Source organism: Persicirhabdus sediminis, from assembly GCF_016595495.1.
GTDB classification, from domain to species: Bacteria; Verrucomicrobiota; Verrucomicrobiia; order Verrucomicrobiales; family Akkermansiaceae; genus Persicirhabdus; species Persicirhabdus sediminis.
This window is the reverse complement of the sequence record NZ_JAENIM010000009.1, coordinates 31,575-51,896: the sequence shown is the minus strand read 5'-3', so window position 1 is coordinate 51,896 and position 20,322 is coordinate 31,575. Positions and strand designations below refer to the sequence as shown.

Below are 20,322 nucleotides of genomic sequence, written 5' to 3'. Positions count from 1 at the left end.
TGGTTAGAAATGACCATCTTGATTGTAGCTGCCATCGCATTATGCGGAGGTGGTATGTTTCACGTTTGGTTAAAAAACAGCCAAGTCATTGTACAGCGAGAGATCGAGCAGATCAAAATGAACATTGATGAGAATGACGACTCGATTAACAGCGTGCAGGTGAAGATTGATAGAAAGCTCAATTTGTACCGCATCCGTGCTGAGCTGGAAGGTACTGGTTCCGAGTTGGTTGACATTCCGGTGCATGCCATCGAAAAAGTACTGCCAGCCGATCCACTCTATGTGGAGGAGACTGCCCGAAAGGCAGTGGCCCAACTGACACCCTAATCAATGAAAGACGCCACCTTCCACCGTCGATGTTTGTTACTTTGCCTGAGCTTCGTGCTCGGGCTTAGTGGCTTATCGGCTCGGCTGGTTTACCTGCAGGTGGTGAAGCATGAAGACTTCAAAAAAGCTGGCGAGGCATACAAACGTAAAAAGCGTGTGCTGGTCGCCGAGCGTGGCTGGATTGTTGATAGAAATGAAGTCCAGCTAGCGCGCAATATTCCTCTAACTACTGTGAAGGTGGACATGCGCCACCTTTTCAAAGAGCCATCTCTAGCAGCCTGTGGGCTGGCGTATAGGGACCTGCGCGATACCACAAAATGGAAGCAGCTAGATCCGCTGAAGGATAGAGCTAAGCGCCGCGCGATGATTCGCCTCAGACAGCGCCGGATCATGGAGGACATGACTCCTGCGTCTATCGTTGAGGAGCATTTTGAATATGCTATCAGCGAGCTAGCTAGGCCGTTAGGTATGACCGAGGACGCGCTGCGCGATCGGATTAAAAATACTAAGCTGCAGGAGCTAACGATTCGCAAAGACTTACCCGAAGATAGATCTGATGATCTGGAAAAGCTGGTAAAAGAGCGCTGGATTTGTGGATTCTTTTTTGAGCAAGCTCAGCGTCGTTGGTACGTTTATCCTGAGCTAGCCGCACACGTGATTGGTTTTGTCAATTACGAGGGGGAAGGGCGCTCAGGGGTGGAGCAGAAGTTTAATAACCGACTGCAGGGGCGCGATGGGTTTGTAATCGAGGAAAAAAGTGCTAACAATTTACTTCTGCCAAGTAAAGTTGGCATGATGTTGCCACCAGCCCACGGACTCAACGTGCAGTTGACCATTGATATTCAGCTGCAGCATATTCTGGAAGAAGAACTCGATGCCGGGCTGGAAGAATTTGAGGCTGAAACTGGCTGTATTGTTCTGATGAAGCCGGATACTGGCGAGATTCTCGGCATGGTGAGCCGGCCTAGCTACAACCTAAACATTCGTGAAAATGCGGCCAAGAATGGATTCAGTTTTGCCACTCAGGCCAGCTACGAGCCGGGCTCAACAATCAAGATTGTTGCCGCAGCTGCAGCTTTAGATCAAGGTTTAGTCAATCTCGATACCGTGATTGATACTGGCTGGATGCCATTCCGTCACGGTTCAGTTACAGTAAAGGATCACCATTACTACGGTGAGCTGTCGACGGCTAAAGTGATGGCAAAATCCAGTAACATTGGTACTTACAAATTTGGTCTGCTCCTCGGGCAAGAACGTTATTACGACTACCTGAAAAAATTTGGTTTTGGCAAAAAAACGGGCATCAATCTAGCTGGCGAAAGCGCTGGCATTACCCCGCTCAGCGATAACCCAACTGACTTTTCGCGTGCAACATTTGGTTACTCCAATGCCGTCACTCCTCTGCAGATTGCCAGTGCTTACTCGGCGATCGCCAATGGTGGCCAGCTGATGAAACCTCAAATTATTAAATCTGTGATTACTAATGATGGCGCAGTGATTGAGCAATTTGAACCTGAAGTGGTTCGCCGCGTCATTAGCAAGAGAGCAGCCAAAGACATGCGCACGGCTCTAGCGGGAGTCGTTGACGTCACGGGCACCGCGCGTCGCGCCAAAGTTGAAGGATTTGAAGGTAATGTGGGCGGAAAAACTGGCACAGTTTGGAAACATGATCCCGTAAATGGCGGGTATTTATTCGAACGCTACACCGTGTCATTTGTTGGACTTTTACCTGCAGATAAACCCGAATTTGTTTGCGTGGTAGTCGTAGATGATCCACAGACAACGGAAGTGAAACGGTACGGCGGGACCATTGCCGCGCCTATTTTTGCCAAAGTCGCCAGAAGGGTGGCTGCAAGGATGGGAATCGCACCGACCAATCCGATCGAAAACAATCAAGAAGTCGCTGAAAAGCGTAAGGAATCATGAAGCTTAAAACATTACTGCAGAGCCTAGAGAAGGCAGTCATTTCAGGAGATCAAACTCTCGACGTGAGTGGGGTTACCGCTGATAGTCGCGAAGTTAGCGAAGGCAGCGTCTACGTGGCGATTCGCGGAACTGCCGTGGATGGCAATGATTTTGTCAAACAGGCCATCGACGCCGGCGCTGTAGCCATCATCTCAGAAGTGGCTCCCGATGCTGATTGGGACGGCAAAATTTGCTGGGCTCACGTGGGTGATGCTCGTGCTGCAGTAGCTGCTCTAGCCTGTGCCTGGTACGAAAATCCATCATCTCAGCTGCAGACTATCGGCATTACCGGCACTAACGGCAAAACAACAACCGCTTTCATCGCTCATGCCATTCTGAAAAACGTTCAGCACCGCGCTGGATTACTTGGCACCATCAAAGTAGACAACGGGCTGGAAGAACGTGAGGCGACTCATACCACACCTGATCCACTCCAGCTGCAGCAAGTATTCTCTGAAATGGTAGAAAATGGCTGCCGCGCCGTGGCCATGGAAGTTTCATCCCACGCGCTGCACCAGAAGCGTACCGCTGGAACCAGCTTCGACGTTGGTGTTTTCACTAACCTCAGCCAAGATCATCTCGACTATCACGTCAGCATGGAGGCTTACTTTAATGCCAAAAAGCTTATGTTCGAAAGCATGGTAGCTAGCGAAAGCAAAAAGCGTCCAACAGCGGTGATCAACATCGATGAACGCCACGGCGAACTGCTAGTGCGCGACTATAAAGATGACCTTCGCATTCTAACCTTCGGTTTCAGCGTCCATGCTGATTTCCGCGCCGTGAACGTCAAACAAGGCATGAGCGGAACTCAATTTGAGCTGCAGTACAAAGGTAAAGATTACCTCGTAAAGACTCCATACTTTGGCCTCTACAACGTTTCTAACGCCCTAGCTGCCTTGACCTCAACAATCGCTATTGGCGTGCCAATTCGCGAAGCTATCAAAGCTATTGCTGATGCTCCGCAGGTTCCTGGCCGCTTAGAAAGCCTTGGTCGCCGCGATGGTACCTTGGTCTTTGTAGATTACGCTCACACACCTGATGCCATTGCTAACGTCTGCAACGCGCTTAAAGAAATTGACCTCGGTCGCTTGATCACAGTGTTTGGCTGTGGTGGTGATAGAGATGAAACTAAGCGTCCACTTATGGGCAAAGTTGCTTCTGAGCTAAGTGACTACTGCGTCATTACTTCTGATAACCCGCGCACCGAAGATCCTAACGAGATCATCAAACAAATCGTCGCTGGCGTTAAAGGTACTAAATACGAAGTGGTTCCTCACCGCGGCATCGCCATCCAAAAAGCAGTGAATATGACACGTGCTGGTGACGTCGTATTGCTAGCTGGTAAAGGTCACGAGACCTATCAGGACATTGCTGGCCACAAAGTACATTTCGACGATCGTGTTGAAGGGCGTAAGGCAATGGCCGCGCGCAACAAGCGAATCGAAGATGCCCGTGCAGTTAAAAATGCAGAGATGGAGAAGAAACGTCAAATCCGTGAGCAAATCCAAGCGCGCGAAGAACGCGAAGAAAAATATGGCTTCCGCTCATTTGGTGACGCCCAACCAAGAAAGTTCATCCCGAAAGACAAGCGGGATGACGATGCCAAACCCGAAAAATAAGTCGATTAATTAACTCCCACACAACTATGAAACCAATCACCGTTACTCAGATCATTCAAGCCACAGGAGGCCAGTTAGCTGCTGCATGTCCTAGTTCGATGGCTGGGCGAGCGGTGAGCGCGGTTTCTACAGATACCAGAACACTCAAGCAGGGTGATCTGTTTGTTGCTTTAAAAGGGGAGAATTACGACGCTAACCAATTCCTAGCCAATGCGCAGGGTGCTGGAGCTAGCGTGATTCTAGCTGAATCAGTTAGCGGCGTTGACCTAGACAAGACAGCTGTAGTTGTGGTTGCTGACGGATTGTTAGCACTGCAACGACTAGCTCTGTGGTATCGCAGCCAGCTGAATATCAAAGTTGTTGGTATTACTGGTTCTAATGGAAAAACTTCGACCAAAGATTTCACCGCCGCTGTGGTGGGGGAGAAATTTAAGGTCAATGCCACTCGCGGAAACCTCAATAACCACATCGGATTGCCGCTTAGCATTCTATCAACTGAAGAAGACGATGAGGTGTGCATCTGGGAAATGGGCATGAATCATCCAGGTGAAATTGCACCTCTCTGCCAGATCGCCAAACCTGATATCGGAGTCATCACCAATATTGGTACTGCTCACATTGAGTTTCTTAAATCTCGTGAGGGCATTGCTGAAGAAAAAGGAGCTCTCGCCAAAGCGCTTCCCGATGAGGGCACGCTAATCGTGGCTGCAGTTTGTGACTTTGCTCACTATTTTGCTGAGCGCACACATGCTGATGTCATCTTTGCTGGCAATGGTCGCGGACTCGTTAGAGCTGAGCAACTTCACCTGACTGAATCTGGATCTACATTTAAGTTAGTCATTGGCGAAGAAGATACAGCAATGGTTGACCTCCCTGTGGCTGGACGACACATGGTTAATAATGCACTTCTAGCAGCATCTGTTGGACATGTGCTTGGCATGAAAGCCGCTGAAATCGCTCGCGGACTTAATGGTTCAACACTCACAAGTGGTCGACTTCGCCGCTACGACTCAGCTGGCATTACAGTATTTGATGATACCTACAACGCTAACCCTGATTCGGTGGCCGCTGCGCTGGAAACTCTCAATGAGATGCCACGTAAAAATGGCGGTCGCAAAATCGCCGTATTAGGCATGATGGGCGAGCTTGGAATTCACGCGGATAAAGCTCACCTCGAAGTCGGGCGCCTCGCATCAGAATTTGGCTTCCAAGTCGTTAGCGTGGGCGAGAACGCCGAAAATATTTATCGCGGAGCTACTGAGGACGGTGGTGACGCAGAACAATTTAATGACATCACAGCTGCCGCAGATTGGCTGAAGAGTTTCTGCAAATCTGGTGACTTGGTATTATTTAAAGGAAGTCGCTCCGCTGGAATGGAGCGCGTTATGAACAAAGCTTTACCACAAGGTTAAATGTTATATTCGATCTATCAATTTTGGCAGGAAGCTCACGCTGCAGGTGCAGACTGGGCTGAAGATACGCGTCTATTTTTTAACCTCTTGCAGTACATCACCGTACGGGCAGCACTAGCTTGTTTGCTAACATTTGGTCTAACCTTGATGTTTGGCGATAAGGTGATTCGTAAGTTGGTATCACTCAAAGTCGGCCAACCTATCCGTTCAGCTGAAGAAGTGCACAAGCTCAATGAGCTGCATGGTGGCAAAGCTGGAACCCCCACCATGGGCGGCGTAATGATCCTAGGCACAGTTTTGTTGGCTGTTCTCATCTGCGGTCGCCCGCTCAATCCATTTGTCGCAGTGACTATGTTTGTGATGCTAACGCACGGATTGTTGGGTTTTATTGATGACTATACCAAGGTGAGCCAAAAAAGCTCAGATGGCATCAGCTCACGACAGAAGTTATTTTGGCAGCTAATGATCTCTATCGCCGCAGGCGTATTCCTCTATACCAAATCTGAGACATCTAGCTTCAGCCTGGTGAAAGAGCAAATCAGCATCAGCGCGATTACCATTCCTCTAGCAAAAACCGCGATCATCGATCTCGGCTGGTTCTGTATTCCATTTTTCGCTTTCATCATCGTTGGTACTTCTAACGCGGTTAATCTTACAGATGGATTAGATGGGCTAGCTATTGGCGTGACCATCACAGTGTCACTTGCCTATGCATTGATTGCCTACCTAACGCACCATTACTGGCTGGCTAATACCTACCTTAATATCCCGCAGAATGAACTGGTCGGCGAGCTTAGTGTTTTTCTAATGGCTCTTGTTGGAGCTGGTTTTGGTTTCTTGTGGTTCAACTGCCACCCAGCCAAAGTATTCATGGGCGATACCGGATCACTAGCGATCGGCGGCGCACTGGGTACAGCTGCAATTTGCACCATGCAGGAGTTCTTGCTCGTGCTGATTGGTTGGGTTTTTGTGATGGAGGCGATGTCTGTGATTCTACAGGTGGCGAGTTTCAAACTCACCGGCAAACGAATCTTTGCCATGTCCCCGATTCACCACCACTTTGAGCTGAGAGGATGGCATGAAAATCAGGTCATCATTCGTTTTTGGATTATCTCTATCATTTGCGGGTTGATGGGACTCGCGCTACTTAAAATCGTCTAATGGATCTTACCGGAAAAAAAATCGCAGTACTAGGAGCTGGCCGCAGTGGCATGGCGGCTGCGCGTTTGGCTAGAGACCTCGGCGGTGACGTTACTTTGTACGATACCAAAGAGGAAATCGTTGATGTGCCACGTGGCGTGATGCCGTATCCTGGCGCTAGCGAAGAACTCGGCTGCGAAGTCTATAGTGACCTGCTAGTTATTTCTCCAGGCATCGACACCTACGGGAGCTACGTTAAAGCTTTTGCCAAGAATACTGGCGAGCTGATTGGTGAACTCGAACTAGCAGCTCGTTGTTATAAAGGTAAAGTCATTGCCATTACAGGAACTAACGGCAAAACGACAACAACTGAGGTAATCGAAAAAATCCTCAATCATGCAGGCATCCCGTGCCGTCCATGTGGCAATTACGGAATTCCTCTAGCTGAGGTTGTTTTAGAAACTCCTGATTTGCCAGCGGTTGCTTTGGAAGTCAGTTCATTCCAGCTAGAAACGATTTCCCAGTTCCGTCCAGATGTAGTGGTATGGCTGAATTTCTCAGCGGATCACATGGATCGCTATCCAACGATTGAGGCTTATAAATCAGCCAAAATGCGTATCTTTGAAAACCTATCATCTGAACAGACTGTTGTCTATCGTGCCGGTGAGCAGCTTGGTGAGTTAGAGTGCAAATTGCTCAGTTTCTCAACCGAAGTTGATGCTGATTACACATTTGATGGCAAGTGGATCCAGCTGGCGGGTGAGCCAGTTTTAGATATTGAGCAAACGAGATTGCGTGGACTGCATAATGCAGAAAATGCTATGGCTGCGCTTGCTGCGTGTGCTCAGTTAGGTGTGAAACCAGAGCAGGCTGCTGAAGCCCTAGCTGGCGTCGCACCACCATTACACCGATGTGAACTGGTTAGGATTTTGGATAACATTGAGTATATCAATGATTCTAAGGCAACCAATATTCATGCTTTGGATAATGCTCTGAGGTCGCAATCACGTCAGCTAGTTCTCATCGCTGGAGGAAAAGATAAAGGATTAGATTACTCAGTTGTGCTAGATCGACTCAAACATCATGCTAAATCAGCGGTTGTATTCGGTGAGATTGGCGGCCAGCTAGAAGCTTTGTTTGCTGAAGTTCTACCTGTTATACGAGTAGAGTCATTAGAGTCTGCCGTACTAGCAGCTAGAGATCTAGCTGAAGCTGGAGATACGGTATTGTTCTCACCTGGAACATCCTCCTTTGATATGTTTAGCGGTTACGAAGCGCGCGGTGATGCTTTCCGCGAATTTGTGCTTAATCTTAAATAATTAATTTCCCCATACCATGAAACAGCCAAGCCTACAAACAAAGCGTAATCCGGTCAAACGGCCGGCTTATAGGGCATTGCATGCCAATACCAAACGCACAAAGAGCCAGTCTCGTAGCCGCAAATTGCGTGCGACGACAGCAGCGGTGAGTGCTAGCCACGTTGTGGCTGAAGAGCCTAGCATTAACATGGGTAGATCTTTGATCATGATTCTAGCACTGCACGTGGTAGCGATCATTGGAATCATTGTGCATATGAAATACTTCAGTGAAGGGACTGTTATTTCTGGCGCGAGTCCTGTCGTTGCCGATGCCAAACCTAGCGGTACTTTTGAGCGTCATATGATTGAGCAAGGGGAAACATTTGCTTCAATTGCTAGAGCCTACGGAGTTGATGAGTCTGCGCTACGTGCCATCAATACTGATAAAATTCCTAAAGTTGGTGTGATGGTACGCATTCCTGCGCCAACACCAGCTCCAGTTGTTCCCGAGCCAGTTAGTCAGCCAGTTGAGACTACTCAAGTCATTGCCCAAGTTGAACCGATAGATGCAAAACCAGCGGTGCTCGAACAGCCTCAGGAAACGATTAATACGAAGCCAGTTAGCTACGAGAAGGAAGTGACTGCAGCCAAGGTAGAGAAGAAGGAGAAGGTCATTTCAGCTCCACGAGCTATGATAGTCGAAGAGGTGCAACCACAGGCTAGCGCTCCAGCTAGAGCGATTCCTGTAGCTGAGGTCGCTCCAACGGTTATTCCAGTAGACAGCGGTGTACGTTACACTGTCGTTAGGGGAGATACTCTCTGGCGTATCAGCCAGAAGTTTAAAGTACCTTCTGATCAGATCATGGCTTTGAATGGCATGGACAATGCTAACATGGTTCGTATTGGTCAGTCGCTCAAGATTCCTGCTCAGCAGTAAGCCTAACTACTTTATATTGAAATGGGTCGTCGTAACGCCATCTTGTTAGCCATCGGGGTGGCTGGACTCGTCGTCATTGGACTAGTCATGGTGGCGAGTACTTCGGTGTGGATCGAAGCTCCAGGCGAACGCTATTCACATGTCAAGAGGCAGTTAGTTTTTGCACTGATAGGTTTGTTTGCAGCCGGTGCTTTGGCAACCATTGATTACCGAGTATGGCGCCAGTGGTGGTTACCTATCCTTGTTATTTCGAGTTTTCTCTTGGCTCTTTGTTATGTGCCGGGGGTTGGTGTTGAGGTGAATGGTGAAACACGCTGGATTCGCATGCCTTTGATTGGTCGATTCCAACCGTCTGAGCCCGCTAAAATTGCGATGATCATTGCTCTAGCAGCTTGGTTTTCCAGCTGTCAGACTGAGGTTTTGAAATTCTGGAAAGGATTTGTTTTACCGGGAATCTTGGTGGTCATTCCCGTTGGACTGGTATTTTTTGAGAAAGATATGGGGACTGCTGCAGCTATGGCTGGAGCTGGATTTGTGGTCATGTTTGCGGCAGGTACTCGCGTTTGGTATCTAATGCCGTCGGCTGTCGCAGGGTTAGCTGGCTTGTATTTCATGGTGAAATCTAGTCCTAACCGCTGGAACCGTATTATGGCTTTCATGGACCTCGATAACCCAGAACACCAGCAGAACTTTGGTTATCAGCAGTATCACGGTTTGATCGCTTTTGGTCATGGCGGCATTGATGGACTTGGGTTAGGTGAAGGACACGAAAAACACGGTACGCTGCCATTTGCTCATACTGACTTTATTTTGCCGATCATCGGTGAGGAGTTAGGTTTGTGGTTCACTCTTGGCGTGATCTTTTGTTTTGTGATGATCACAGTGTATGGCATTGCTATTGCGATGTATGCGCCTGATAGATTTGGCCGTATTTTGGCTATTGGTCTTACTGCTAGTATTGTACTTCCTGCGATGATGAATATCGGGGTGACTACAGCTGTGTTACCCAATACTGGTTTGCCACTGCCATTTGTTAGCTATGGGGGTACGAACCTCGTCTTTACCCTGGCGGCAGTAGGCTTATTGCTCAGTGTGCATCGTCAGGCGCGCTTTTCTAAGAAAACTGAAATGCCTATTGATAGGGATGAACGCCCAAGTGTGAGAGTCTAATGATTTGGTCTTTACATGGTGCTGTTGGGCACGAATCTGATCTGCGCAACTTTGCCAATGCGATGCATGAGTCTGCTCCAGCTAAGTTGGATGTTAGACGGCTCAAGCTATGGCAATATTTGGCATGCTGCCCAATGCCTCTGAAAAAGTTTGCTACCCAGTTGAGTGCTGATGTAGCGCGTATGGATAACTCACCGCAATTGATGGGGTATTCGCTCGGCGGTAGACTCGCACTGCATGCCTTGCTTGATTCTCCTGATCTCTGGCAATCAGCAGTCATTGTATCAGCTCATACAGGCTTGTCTGATCCAGCTGCTAGGCTGGAACGACAAAAGACTGACGCCGAGTGGGCTAGTAAGGCATTACGTAGCGAGTGGGGTGAATTTCTAGCTGAATGGCAAAATCAATCCGTGTTAGCTGGTGTAGAATTGCCAGATCGTTATCGTCTAAAAGCTGAACGCAATGAGATCGCTAGATCGTTCATGGATTGGTCACTTGGCGCTCAGGATGATTTGCTAGAGCGGCTAGGTGATCTGCAGATGCCTATTCTTTGGGTAGTTGGCGATCGTGACGAAAAGTTCCTTCGTGTGGCTGAAAAAGCCTGTGCGGCACTTCCTAATGGCCAGTTAGAAATTGTGGCTGATTGCGGTCACCGAGTGCCATGGGAACAAGCTGAAATCTTTCACAAGCTGGCGGGTGATTTTTTTCAAACCACCAAATCTCAAACTTAGATAGATGGCTGATATGAAACAATCTATTGGGTTGGACCGACAACTCCTCAAAGACGTCTCGCGTTCGTTTTATCTGAGTATTCGCTTCCTTCCTGCAGCGATGCGCCGTCCAGTCGCACTCGGTTATTTGTTAGCTCGTGCTAGTGATACCATCGCGGATACTGTTGTTGTGGATGCGGGCATTCGTATTGATTTATTAAGCTGCTTCACGCGCTTGCTAGACGCGGGTGATAGAAGTGAGCTATTCGATGCTTTGAATGAGAAATTTGTGCCGCAGCAAAAGCATGCAGGTGAGGCTGTTTTACTCCGCCAGCTTGATCGGGTTTTTTCTGCCTACGACGCCCTTCCTGAGGGGGAAATGTCAGCAGTCAGAGAGGTGATGCAGCCGATTCTTCATGGCCAGTCACTAGACCTGCAGCGATTTGAGGTGGATAAAATTGGCCAGTTGGATAATTTCTCACAGCTCGAGGAATATTGTTATCTCGTAGCTGGTTGTGTTGGTGAGTTCTGGACTAAGGTCGGGTTTCTTACCTTGCCTAACTATTCCAAAGCTGCTGAAGCTGAGATGCTGCAATGGGGAATCGAATACGGCAAAGGGCTCCAGTTAATCAATATCTTGCGCGATCAAAGTAATGATCTTAAAGAAGGCCGATGTTATATTCCTAGCTGGAAGCTGGAGGATGCCGCAGAGCAAACTAAGATCTATCAGGCGATGCTCGCGCAGGCGAGAGCATGGTTACATTCAGCATACCCGTATTCTCGCTCACTGAGTTCAAGACTAGCTCGCGGGGCAACAGTGTTGCCTGCATTGATAGGCGAAGATACCTTGGATTTATTAGAAAATTCCACAGCTGAAGTTAGATCTCAAGGGGTAAAGGTTCGCCGCAGTCAGGTCTACCAAGCGTGCTGGCAGGCATTTATCTTTAGGTAAAATTTTGCCTAGATTCGCTAACATCGAATGAATCGATAGTTATTGTTACATAAATCAATTGTCCAAGTACGGGGCTTTCTGTCATAAGCATACTTGATGAACGAAGTATTAGATGCCCCTACAGACGAGCCTAGTCCGCGTAACTGGAAATCGTTTTGGTGTTTGTTTGCTATTCAGACACAAAATGCATTCAATGATAAGGCGGCACAGTTCCTGTTAATTCCGCTAGGAGGCTGGCTGATGTCGACTGGTTCAACGGGCATCGTTTCCTATATGGAGTATGTGTTAGGAGCTCTGATTGTTTTGCCTTTTATTTTGTTTGCGCCTATCTCTGGTTGGGTTGCCGATCGCTTCAGCAAAACTTACGTGATTCGAGCGATGCTGTTAATGCAGGTGATCGTTCTATCACTCATCACTATCGCTATTTATTACAATAAGTTATATCTAGCGATTTTCGGATTTTTTCTATTGTCGATAGAATCGGTTATGCTCAGCCCAGCCAAACTGGGGATCGTTAAAGAGTTAGTAGGAACTAAGCGGCTTGGCTTTGCTAGCGGTATTTCACAGATGGCTACAGTACTAGCAATCTGCGTCGGCCAAATTGCAGCGGGATTTTGGTTCGACTATCGCCTAGAGGCGGTTGAAAGCGGCTGGACAGCTTCGCTCGGACCATTGGTGATAGTTACTCTGATGTGTATTCCTGCGATCATTATCTCAATGGGCATCGAAAAACGCCCAGCGCACAAAGTGAAGCCACTTAGTTTTGGTGTGGCCGTTTCTCATTTTGTCCAACTAAAGGAAATCTGGGATGACAAACGACTAAGGTTTAGCGCAGCAGGTATCGCCTTTTTCTGGGGATTTGCGGGCATTATGAACCTTCTTTCTATTCAGATTGGTAAAGATTTAACTGGCGGTGGTTCGGGATTTGGCTCGGGAACTGCGTGGATGATGTTAGCTGCTAGCGGTGGTGTTGTTATTGGTGGCGTGATAGGTTCTATCGTCTGCAGACGTCGCATAGAGTTAGGTCTTGTGCCTATCGGTGGCATCGTCATGGTAGTTGGTCTGATCGCTCTAGCGACGCTTAACATTCACGCTATCAATACGAGCCTGCTATTCTGGATTGCCTTTGCTGGCGCTGGATCTGCAATTTTACTGGTGCCACTCAATGCATATTTGCAGGATGTTTGCCCAGCGAATAGGCGAGGGCGCATTCTAGCTGGCATTGGCTTGCTAGACTGTCTAGCTGGCATTGTAGCTGTTCTCATTCAAATGTTACTGGCTAAAAATAATGTGCCATATGCCATTCAGTTTTCTATCTTGGCGCTTGTGAGTGCCGCCGTGACTCTCTACGCGGCTCGCTTGTTGCCGCGTGATTTCATTCGTTTTGTTGCCTTGGGGCTGCTGCGTTCAGTCTATCGTATTAAAGTTCATCATGCTGAAAATATTCCAGCTAAAGGAGGGGTATTGTTGTGCCCTAACCACCTGACTTATATCGATGCGTTTATTCTTTCAGCTGCCTGTCCTAGGCCCGTTCGTTTCTTGATGTTTAGCGGGATGTTTAAAAAGAAATGGATAGGTGCTGGTGCTGAGTTCTTTGGAACCGTACCTATTTCTAGCAAGCGCCCGCGTGAAGCGATGAAAATTGCCGCGGAAACTCTAGCTAATGGTGATGTTGTTTGTATTTTTCCTGAAGGACAACTTTCACGTACAGGTACATTAAACGAATTGAAGCGTGGATTCGAGAGCATTGCTAAAATGGCAAAGGTGCCTGTATTGCCAGTATTTATGGATGGTCTTTGGGGATCCATTTTCTCATTTGAGAGAAATCGTTATTTCCGTAAGCGCCCGTACAAACTTCCTTATGGTGTACGTGTTAGTTTTGGTGATTTGCTAGAAGATGATGATCGCTCTGTCGATGAACTGCGGCGTCAGTTAGTAGCAATGCAAACGGGGAGCCTACTTGATAGAAAACTAATGCGTGCATCACATCGCATGATCAAAAAGCCATTTAAGGTCTTACACGGTGACGCTAGCAAACTCAGCCAGCTGAGAAAGCAGTTGAAGTCCAGCTCAGCTGATGAAAAGTCTGAGCGTTTGTACAACGCCCTGCAGATTAGAGAAATCAATGCACTCAGCTACGGGGAAGTTGTGATGGTTGATATTGATGAACTCGGGGGGCTGAGCCCCACACTTCTAGTCTTTCTCGCTAGGCTGCTGAAGCTTTCATTAGTGATCGTGGATGCTAACGATGATGCCCAACGCATCGGTGAATTGGCAGACCGATACGAGGTCACCGCTTTCTTAGCTGGGGGGCAGCTAGCACAAAAGGTGAAGCAGGAGGAACTAACAGGAAAGTGCTATGACTTCTCAGCTAGTATGCCTGCCTGTGATGGCTATTACCCGTGTCAGGTGATTCACGAGCGTGTGATTAGTATGTCTATGCCTCATCCAGCAATGCCAACATCAACAGCTAGTTTCCAGGCTGGTTGGAAATCAGGCAGCCTAGGGAAGTTACTACCTGGCTACGTCTGGGAGCCATTGATGGATCGAGTCATGCTAAGTTCACCGGCATTAGGCGAGCTTACTATCGATGATTATGTGAGCATCGATAACGAGGGGTTTTTATTACCAGACAGGCCAGATATGGCCTCGTAATCTATTAACTGGCGCTCAGCGTGGCTGGCACAGCGGTATCCTGAAAAGGAACTTCTTCTAGCAGTTGATCGATCAATTGGTCGTTGTCCAGCCCTTCTATCTTGGCATTGTAGTCGAGAATGATGCGGTGGCGTAGCACCGCGTGCGCACATGCCTTGACGTCCTCAAAGCTTGCGTTATTACGACCGTGCATCAATGCGCGCGCTTTGGCTGCTGATGCTAGTGATAGCGCTGCTCGCGGGCTGGCTCCAAATTTGATGTGGCTAGCAGCTTTCGATTGCCCTCGGTGGGTGGAGTCTACCAGACGGGCAATGTAGTTCGCGACGACATCAGGAAGATAGATTTGGCGAACGAGCTTGAGAATGTCGTTGAGTTCGTCCTCTGTCATGACTGAGTTGACTTCAGGTTCCTGACCTAACTCGCGTTTGTTGACGATTTGTTCCAAGGTGCTAACGTCATTTCGGCTCACTTGTAGCTTGAAAAGGAAGCGGTCTAACTGAGCCTCAGGTAAAGGATAGGTTCCCTCTAGGTCAATGGGGTTCTGAGTAGCGAGGACAAAAAATGGTAGCGGCAGGGAATGGGTTTCACCTATTACGGTGACACATCTTTCCTGCATGGCCTCAAGCATGGCTGATTGTGTTTTTGGCGATGCTCGGTTGATTTCGTCAGCTAGCAAGATGTTAGTAAATAATGGTCCTGGCTGGAAAATGAATTCACGTTGGCCATTTATTTCCTGAAGAATGGGATTTCCTGTGATGTCGCCAGGAAGTAGGTCAGGAGTGAATTGAACCCGCTTTGATCCCAAGCCTAGTGATTTCGATAAGGTTTTTACTAGCTCTGTTTTTCCCAACCCTGGAAGCCCCTCCAGGAGGATGTGGCCACGAGCTAACAGACCTGTGATGACGAGTTGAATGAGTTCTTCCTGGCCAAAAATGACCTGTTGGAGATGACGGGTGAGATGGTCAATTTTCTCTTTAGCGAGTGTGATTTCTTCGTCTTTAGCGAATTCCATGGTTAGAGTATGTGATTATTCAAAGAAGTTTTTCAGTGCCTTTTGCTCATCTGGCATGAGCGAATCTCGCCAGACGCGGTCTCCGCCCTCGCCGCTGTTTTGGCTTTGCTGGCTGGAGCTCGGTGAGAATGGTTTAGCTGATTTGTCATGGTCTATCTCAGAAGTTTCTAGCAAATCGCCCGGTAGGCTTCTAGCTGATAAATCTGATTTGAGTGGTGATCGATTGCCTTGTTCATCGGCTTGGTGTTCCTTGCCTAGCAATTTTTTATTTGTTCCTGGCCCACGATTTACACCACCTCTGCCACCCTCGCAGCTCTCGCCGTCACAGCCCTTTTTACCACACCCATCACATTCTTGGTCGCCGTCAGCAGCCTCCCACTGTTGGTCTTTCCAGTCGCCATCATCGCCTGGCAGCGCTCCCTGCATGTCCTGAGCTGCTTGCTGCCATTGTTCTTTTAGTTTCTCTAGCTGTTCTTTGCTGAGCTGTTGCAGGCCGTTTTGGTTTTCCCCTTGCAGTTGCTTGAGAAGGTCTTGGTTAGCTTGCATTTTGCCTTTGCGCATTTGTTGGAGTGCTTGTTGCATGGCGTCGGCTGCAGCCTTTTGTTGGGCAGGCTGGTTTTTTGCTTCAGCCATACGTTGCAGCTGATTAGCTCCGCTAGATAATGATTTTTTCAACTCGTTAGCATCACTGAGCATTTGCTGTTTGAGATGGTCGCTAGCCTCCAAGCTCGAATGATTAAACCAATCTGATTTGGGCTGTTGGCGGAGTTTTTCCAGTTGTTCTTCTATATTGGTGAAGTAAGGATCTTCGGCTACTTGGGTCGCTTTAATTTCTTCGAGTTGGGTTTCAATCTGAGACCATAAACGTGGTTCATTAATATCAGACTCGTTAGTTTCTTTTGCAGATACGGGGAGTGCAAATGAGGCGCATGTGGTGATAATTGCGACAGCTGATGGAATGAGAATTCTCAATTTGTTCCAGCGGAGTAGCTGAGGTACCGCAGATGGGAGAATGGGCCAGTCACGCAGTCCCATTTGCGCGCTAGTTAGAGCGTTATCTAGCTCAAGGTTTGACTCTAACTTCACCAAACATTCTTGTCGTGAGATAAAGCGCTTTTTCGCTATCAGGTAGGCGGCTAGGGAATGAATGATGAAGAGCCCCAACACCAAGCCAATCGCAATGGTGGGGGAAATTATGAGCGCAGGGTTAGATTGGCGCACAAAGAGAATGATGATGCTAAAGGTAATGGCTGAAATGAGCCACGGCGCAGCTAGGCTTTGCCACCACCACGCCAAATTGATTTTGCGTTGTAGCCGCCCCGCTAGCTGGTTCCATGCTGATTCACGGTCATTCATCTAGCTACATTTTAGCTAACATACCTGTGACAGCAAGTGGCAATCTATGTGAAGTTCAAATTCCTTATGAAGAAGAGGTGTATCATCAGTTAAAATGATAGTAGTATCTAATTATTCGATGATTTCAGCATGCTTGTCTGTGATAGTTTGTTTGTTATGAATGAATCATGGGCGGCGCGCTTGGACTCGGCTGAGACCAAACAAAAAGAAATTATTCAATCTGCTACGCAGTTGCAAATGGAGCTAGATTCATTGCGGCGACTGTATGCAACGCTAAGTCATAAAGAGTCGACTGCGGTGAATGAGGACGTTGTTAGCCAACCTGATCATGTTAAGGCGGCAGTTGATAGCTTGGAAAATGCGAATGCCTCTCCGCCTCCATTCGAAGCCAAAGTTCCTTCTGTCGAAATCCCACCACCAGATATAAATGAAAAAACCAATCAAGGGGTGGAGATTGTTAGTTTGAAAGAAGCGGCTACTTCGGAGCCAGCTGCAGCCGTTGATAGGAATCCGCCAGAGTCTTCGGTTGGGATGAAGGAGCTGGAATTTGGCAAAGTGTGGTTTGTGCGTATTGGTATGTTATTGCTTTTAACAAGCTTTGTATTTTTGAGTCGCTATGCTTATGTGAATTGGATTTTTTCATCCAGTGCGTGGGTGAAGTTATCCCTCTTTGTTATTGCAGGAGGTGCTCTAGCGGGTTTGGGTCAGTTGCTGGAAAAGAAACGCTCTGAGCTAGTTAACTACGCGCATGTCTTGGTGGCTGGAGGCATGGCAACCATCTATTATGCCTTCTATGCAGCTCATTTTGAAACTAACCTACAGGTTTATGATAGTGCCTTGTTGAGTTCTGTTATGATGACTAGTTGGGCGGTAGTCATGATTTTCGTTGCCTCATTCAAACGTAGTCAGATCATTGGCTCATTCTCTTTGCTCTTCGCTTACTACGCAGTTGTTGTGAATCCAGCTGGGCTGCTCGCAGGTTTCTCAGCAGTGCTTCTATCTACTCTAGGAATGTATATGTCGATTCGCCACCGCTGGCTGCCTAGCAGCTTCTTAGTGGCGGTATTTGCCTATGCGACGCAGTTCTTCTGGATCAGCTATCATGGCGATAATTTTTCCGCGACCTTAGTCTATCTGTTTTGTTTTTTGCTGTGGGCAGTACTCATGTTGCCATGCGTGATCGCGTCATTGCGCAATCAGGATGCAAGCTCGCTCAATTGGCTAATCATGCTGAATAATGGTGCCTTTCTAGCAAGTCAGTTTTTCTGTGCATCCCTAGCTGGCCCAGGGATCTCGATCGAGCTTATGTTGCTTCTCACGACTTTGGTTTGGGGCGGCATTGCTAGCTACTTGTATATCTTCAAAAAGCAAACCGGACGCCAGATCGCTGGAATTTTTTCCTATCAAAGCCTCATCAGTATGACCTTAGCTATCATTTTTGCCTGGTCTGGCTATACGAGGTTTTTGGCTATCGCTCTATCTGCGTTGAGTTGCCTCTATTCTCACAAGTACGTGAGGTCTAGATATGCGTATCCTGCATCATTGATTCTTTTGTTAGTCTCTTTGGTTTATGCTGGCATTGATATAAATCAGGGAGACGCTCAATGGATTAGTCTGTTAGCTCTGAGCAGCATTGTTGCTAGCTATACGCTAACGATGACTCAATTTAATAAGCTGGGCATAAAATCTACGCAATTGATAGAGCGACGCATTGTTGCAGTGATTTCATGGTTGATCTTGCTATACGCAATTTTAACCAATCCATGGATCTTTAGCTGGCAAGTTGCTAGTCTGTTGTTAGTTGCCTTGCTCTTGGATGTCGTGAAATTAAGGAAGCTTCAAGTATTATGCGACGATCTAGCAACGCCAGCTGGAGTAGCTCTATTTGGCGTTAGTTTTTTTGCAATGATTGGGCCTGATCAAAATAGTGTTACTGAAAGCATCGCTCTGTCTGCAGGTTTGATATTTGTAGCTGGCTATCTGTGGTTCACACGCGTCGGTGACTTGAATCTCAGCTATGTGAAAATTTCCAACTGGTTCAAGCGCGAGACCATGCTAGCTGTCTGGCTTGTTGTTAGTTTTTTGTTTTTTGTTGAGCAATTGCCGTCATTTGGAGCTACGGGAAAGTATTACTTGTTTTTATGCCTGCCGTTGATCTTGCATAGTGGCGGTGAATGGTTAGGTCGCCGTAGTATTCAGGTCATCGGATTGACTTTTTACCTATTTGCTTTGGCATTAGTACAGGTCAGCTATTTTGGAGTTTCTCTTAGCTGGTTCAGTCTGATGTTTTTGTTGGGTATTTTGACGCTTCATCTAGGCATTGCTGAGCGGCTGCGATGTTCTATTAGTCGCTCAAAGTTAGGCATAGTGCTAACTGTTCTGCTGACGTTTCTTATCGAAGGTCACCGGAATGTGCTAGAGCTGAACGGTGTCTATCTATTGTGTCTGGTAGCCGTAGCAATGGGGAGCTTAGCATGGTGGCGTAAGGATAAGAGATTTTTCCCTGTAGCTACAATAGTGCCTATTGCAGTCGCTATACTATGGCAGATCATTGATAATCAGAGTTTTGTTACTGGCAGTATGCTGCCTGCTAGCTTGTTGGTGTTAGTTGGCTGGATCTATTGTGAAAAGTACCAGCGTCTAAACTTGGGTTTTGAGCTAGGGCCGTTGTTGTTGTTGGTCGGTCAGCTAGTTTTGTTACTTCGCTATAATACCGCTCTGGATTCGTGGTTTGCTGGAAATTACGCAATTGGCTGGAGCCTGATGGCGGCGCTACAGATGGGATTAGGATTTGTGCTTAAGTCGCGAGCTTTTCGTTGGTCTGGGCTTGTTTGGATCGCGCTAAGCTTTGCTCATATCGTGCTTGTTGATATTTGGTCATTTGGCGCGCTAGCTAGAATTTTCTCCTTACTGAGTTTAGGGCTTATTCTTCTAGTGTTAGGATACATCTACAATCGCTATCAAAGTATCTTTAAGAAGTATTTCTAGCTGAGATGCATTTATAAATCTATAGTTTTGAGTCCAGCTGGCTCACTGTGACTGATCATGAGGTTTTGAGCCTCGGTCTAACACTAATATCTAAGCTGCGTGAGTTCTCGCGATTTATGGAATCGCGATCTTCACAGGATCCGGCAGGCGTGGAGAATTTTCAGCCAGCATGGATATTAGTAGATGCTTGGGCTTGTAAATTGCCGAACATGGGACATGTTGAGGCGAAGAAATTTGCATCACTATGGCGTACAGAATTTGTAAAATGATCGAGGTGGAGAACGGCCACCTGTTGTCTAAGCACCCGGATAAGTGTCGTTTCCCTCATGGGCACACACGTAAGGTAGAGTTAGTTTTCGAAGCTGACAGCCTAGACAGCCGTGAAATGGTCTTTGATTTCAAACTCATCAAGCGCATGATTGGTGATTTTCTAGACGCCTACGATCATGCGCTGTGCATGAATACGGATGATGATAAATTTGATTTTTTCAAAGAAGCGTATGGTGATCGCATCATTGGTTTTGAGGGCGAAGATCCTACCACTGAGGTGATGGCGCGCACGATCTTTGAGCATACCACGGCATCTCTCAAGCGTTTTGTAGATCAGCCAGATCCTGAGTACCCAGTGCGTGCTGAAGTGCGTATCGCTAAGGTGCGAGTGTGGGAAACCACCAGCTCTTGGGCTGAGTATTTTGAGTAATAGTTAGTTTCTTCTATCGCTCTCTATGCTGATGCAGTGGACTTCTGTATTGGCGGAGGGGCGCGATCTGTGTATGAGCGT

Annotated in this window: 15 protein-coding genes; 13 read left to right on the top strand and 2 right to left on the bottom strand. The window is 47.5% G+C overall.

Annotation, left to right across the window (positions count from 1 at the left end):
* Window positions 1–9 precede the first annotated feature (9 nt).
* The 11 genes from JIN82_RS01370 (at window position 10) to JIN82_RS01320 (ending at window position 14,185) form a co-directional block, all read left to right on the top strand.
* Window positions 10–327, top strand: coding sequence for a hypothetical protein (locus tag JIN82_RS01370; RefSeq protein WP_234041692.1), 318 nt, complete (start codon window positions 10–12; stop codon window positions 325–327).
* 3 nt (window positions 328–330) lie between these two features.
* Entirely contained in the window at window positions 331–2,253 is a 1,923-nt protein-coding gene (locus JIN82_RS01365) for a peptidoglycan D,D-transpeptidase FtsI family protein (RefSeq protein WP_200309837.1), read from the top strand.
* Window positions 2,250–3,911 carry a UDP-N-acetylmuramoyl-L-alanyl-D-glutamate--2,6-diaminopimelate ligase gene (locus tag JIN82_RS01360; RefSeq protein WP_200309836.1) on the top strand — a complete coding sequence of 554 codons (1,662 nt, stop codon included), beginning with the start codon at window positions 2,250–2,252 and terminating at the stop codon, window positions 3,909–3,911. Before JIN82_RS01365 ends, JIN82_RS01360 begins: the two co-directional genes overlap by 4 nt.
* A gap of 26 nt (window positions 3,912–3,937) precedes the next feature.
* Window positions 3,938–5,323: a UDP-N-acetylmuramoyl-tripeptide--D-alanyl-D-alanine ligase gene (locus JIN82_RS01355; RefSeq protein WP_200309835.1), complete on the top strand. Its 1,386-nt coding sequence runs from the start codon at window positions 3,938–3,940 to the stop codon at window positions 5,321–5,323.
* The gene (mraY, locus tag JIN82_RS01350; protein WP_200309834.1) at window positions 5,324–6,484 is read left to right on the top strand and encodes a phospho-N-acetylmuramoyl-pentapeptide-transferase; all 1,161 of its coding nucleotides are present in this window, start codon (window positions 5,324–5,326) and stop codon (window positions 6,482–6,484) included.
* Window positions 6,484–7,782 (top strand): UDP-N-acetylmuramoyl-L-alanine--D-glutamate ligase, encoded by a 1,299-nt coding sequence (murD, locus tag JIN82_RS01345; protein WP_200309833.1) that lies wholly within the window; start codon window positions 6,484–6,486, stop codon window positions 7,780–7,782. Before mraY ends, murD begins: the two co-directional genes overlap by 1 nt.
* Before the next feature lie 16 nt (window positions 7,783–7,798).
* Window positions 7,799–8,698: a LysM peptidoglycan-binding domain-containing protein gene (locus JIN82_RS01340; protein ID WP_200309832.1), complete on the top strand. Its 900-nt coding sequence runs from the start codon at window positions 7,799–7,801 to the stop codon at window positions 8,696–8,698.
* A 21-nt stretch (window positions 8,699–8,719) separates the two neighbouring features.
* A complete protein-coding gene (locus JIN82_RS01335) occupies window positions 8,720–9,868 on the top strand; it encodes an FtsW/RodA/SpoVE family cell cycle protein (RefSeq protein ID WP_200309831.1) in 1,149 nt (382 codons plus the stop codon).
* Complete coding sequence (locus JIN82_RS01330) at window positions 9,868–10,599, top strand: alpha/beta fold hydrolase (protein ID WP_200309830.1); 732 nt, start codon at window positions 9,868–9,870, stop codon at window positions 10,597–10,599. The genes JIN82_RS01335 and JIN82_RS01330 overlap by 1 nt, the downstream gene beginning before the upstream one ends.
* Before the next feature lie 13 nt (window positions 10,600–10,612).
* Complete coding sequence (locus tag JIN82_RS01325; protein WP_200309829.1) at window positions 10,613–11,530, top strand: phytoene/squalene synthase family protein; 918 nt, start codon at window positions 10,613–10,615, stop codon at window positions 11,528–11,530.
* Window positions 11,531–11,626: 96 nt separating this feature from the next.
* Entirely contained in the window at window positions 11,627–14,185 is a 2,559-nt protein-coding gene (locus JIN82_RS01320; protein WP_200309828.1) for an MFS transporter, read from the top strand.
* A gap of 4 nt (window positions 14,186–14,189) precedes the next feature.
* Here the strand turns inward: JIN82_RS01320 and JIN82_RS01315 are convergent, their stop codons facing one another.
* Both JIN82_RS01315 and JIN82_RS01310 read right to left on the bottom strand, forming a co-directional pair.
* The gene (locus tag JIN82_RS01315; protein ID WP_200309827.1) at window positions 14,190–15,197 is read right to left on the bottom strand and encodes an AAA family ATPase; all 1,008 of its coding nucleotides are present in this window, start codon (window positions 15,195–15,197) and stop codon (window positions 14,190–14,192) included.
* Between the two features lie 15 nt (window positions 15,198–15,212).
* A complete protein-coding gene (locus tag JIN82_RS01310) occupies window positions 15,213–16,553 on the bottom strand; it encodes a hypothetical protein (RefSeq protein ID WP_200309826.1) in 1,341 nt (446 codons plus the stop codon).
* 156 nt (window positions 16,554–16,709) lie between these two features.
* Between JIN82_RS01310 and JIN82_RS01305 the strand changes: the two genes are divergently transcribed.
* Window positions 16,710–19,541, top strand: coding sequence for a DUF2339 domain-containing protein (locus tag JIN82_RS01305; RefSeq protein ID WP_200309825.1), 2,832 nt, complete (start codon window positions 16,710–16,712; stop codon window positions 19,539–19,541).
* Between the two features lie 244 nt (window positions 19,542–19,785).
* On the top strand, window positions 19,786–20,241 hold the full coding sequence (locus tag JIN82_RS01300; protein ID WP_234041691.1) for a 6-pyruvoyl trahydropterin synthase family protein: 456 nt from the start codon (window positions 19,786–19,788) through the stop codon (window positions 20,239–20,241).
* Window positions 20,242–20,322: the final 81 nt, after the last annotated feature.

Excerpts from the sequence above, each read along its gene's own strand:
- JIN82_RS01370 (WP_234041692.1), top strand. The coding sequence starts at position 10 with ATGACCATCTTGATTGTAGCTGCCATCGCATTATGCGGAGGTGGTATG.
- JIN82_RS01365 (WP_200309837.1), top strand. The coding sequence starts at position 331 with ATGAAAGACGCCACCTTCCACCGTCGATGTTTGTTACTTTGCCTGAGC.
- JIN82_RS01360 (WP_200309836.1), top strand. The coding sequence starts at position 2,250 with ATGAAGCTTAAAACATTACTGCAGAGCCTAGAGAAGGCAGTCATTTCA.
- JIN82_RS01355 (WP_200309835.1), top strand. The coding sequence starts at position 3,938 with ATGAAACCAATCACCGTTACTCAGATCATTCAAGCCACAGGAGGCCAG.
- mraY (WP_200309834.1), top strand. The coding sequence starts at position 5,324 with ATGTTATATTCGATCTATCAATTTTGGCAGGAAGCTCACGCTGCAGGT.
- murD (WP_200309833.1), top strand. The coding sequence starts at position 6,484 with ATGGATCTTACCGGAAAAAAAATCGCAGTACTAGGAGCTGGCCGCAGT.
- JIN82_RS01340 (WP_200309832.1), top strand. The coding sequence starts at position 7,799 with ATGAAACAGCCAAGCCTACAAACAAAGCGTAATCCGGTCAAACGGCCG.
- JIN82_RS01335 (WP_200309831.1), top strand. The coding sequence starts at position 8,720 with ATGGGTCGTCGTAACGCCATCTTGTTAGCCATCGGGGTGGCTGGACTC.
- JIN82_RS01330 (WP_200309830.1), top strand. The coding sequence starts at position 9,868 with ATGATTTGGTCTTTACATGGTGCTGTTGGGCACGAATCTGATCTGCGC.
- JIN82_RS01325 (WP_200309829.1), top strand. The coding sequence starts at position 10,613 with ATGAAACAATCTATTGGGTTGGACCGACAACTCCTCAAAGACGTCTCG.
- JIN82_RS01320 (WP_200309828.1), top strand. The coding sequence starts at position 11,627 with ATGAACGAAGTATTAGATGCCCCTACAGACGAGCCTAGTCCGCGTAAC.
- JIN82_RS01315 (WP_200309827.1), bottom strand. The coding sequence starts at position 15,197 with ATGGAATTCGCTAAAGACGAAGAAATCACACTCGCTAAAGAGAAAATT.
- JIN82_RS01310 (WP_200309826.1), bottom strand. The coding sequence starts at position 16,553 with ATGAATGACCGTGAATCAGCATGGAACCAGCTAGCGGGGCGGCTACAA.
- JIN82_RS01305 (WP_200309825.1), top strand. The coding sequence starts at position 16,710 with ATGAATGAATCATGGGCGGCGCGCTTGGACTCGGCTGAGACCAAACAA.
- JIN82_RS01300 (WP_234041691.1), top strand. The coding sequence starts at position 19,786 with ATGGCGTACAGAATTTGTAAAATGATCGAGGTGGAGAACGGCCACCTG.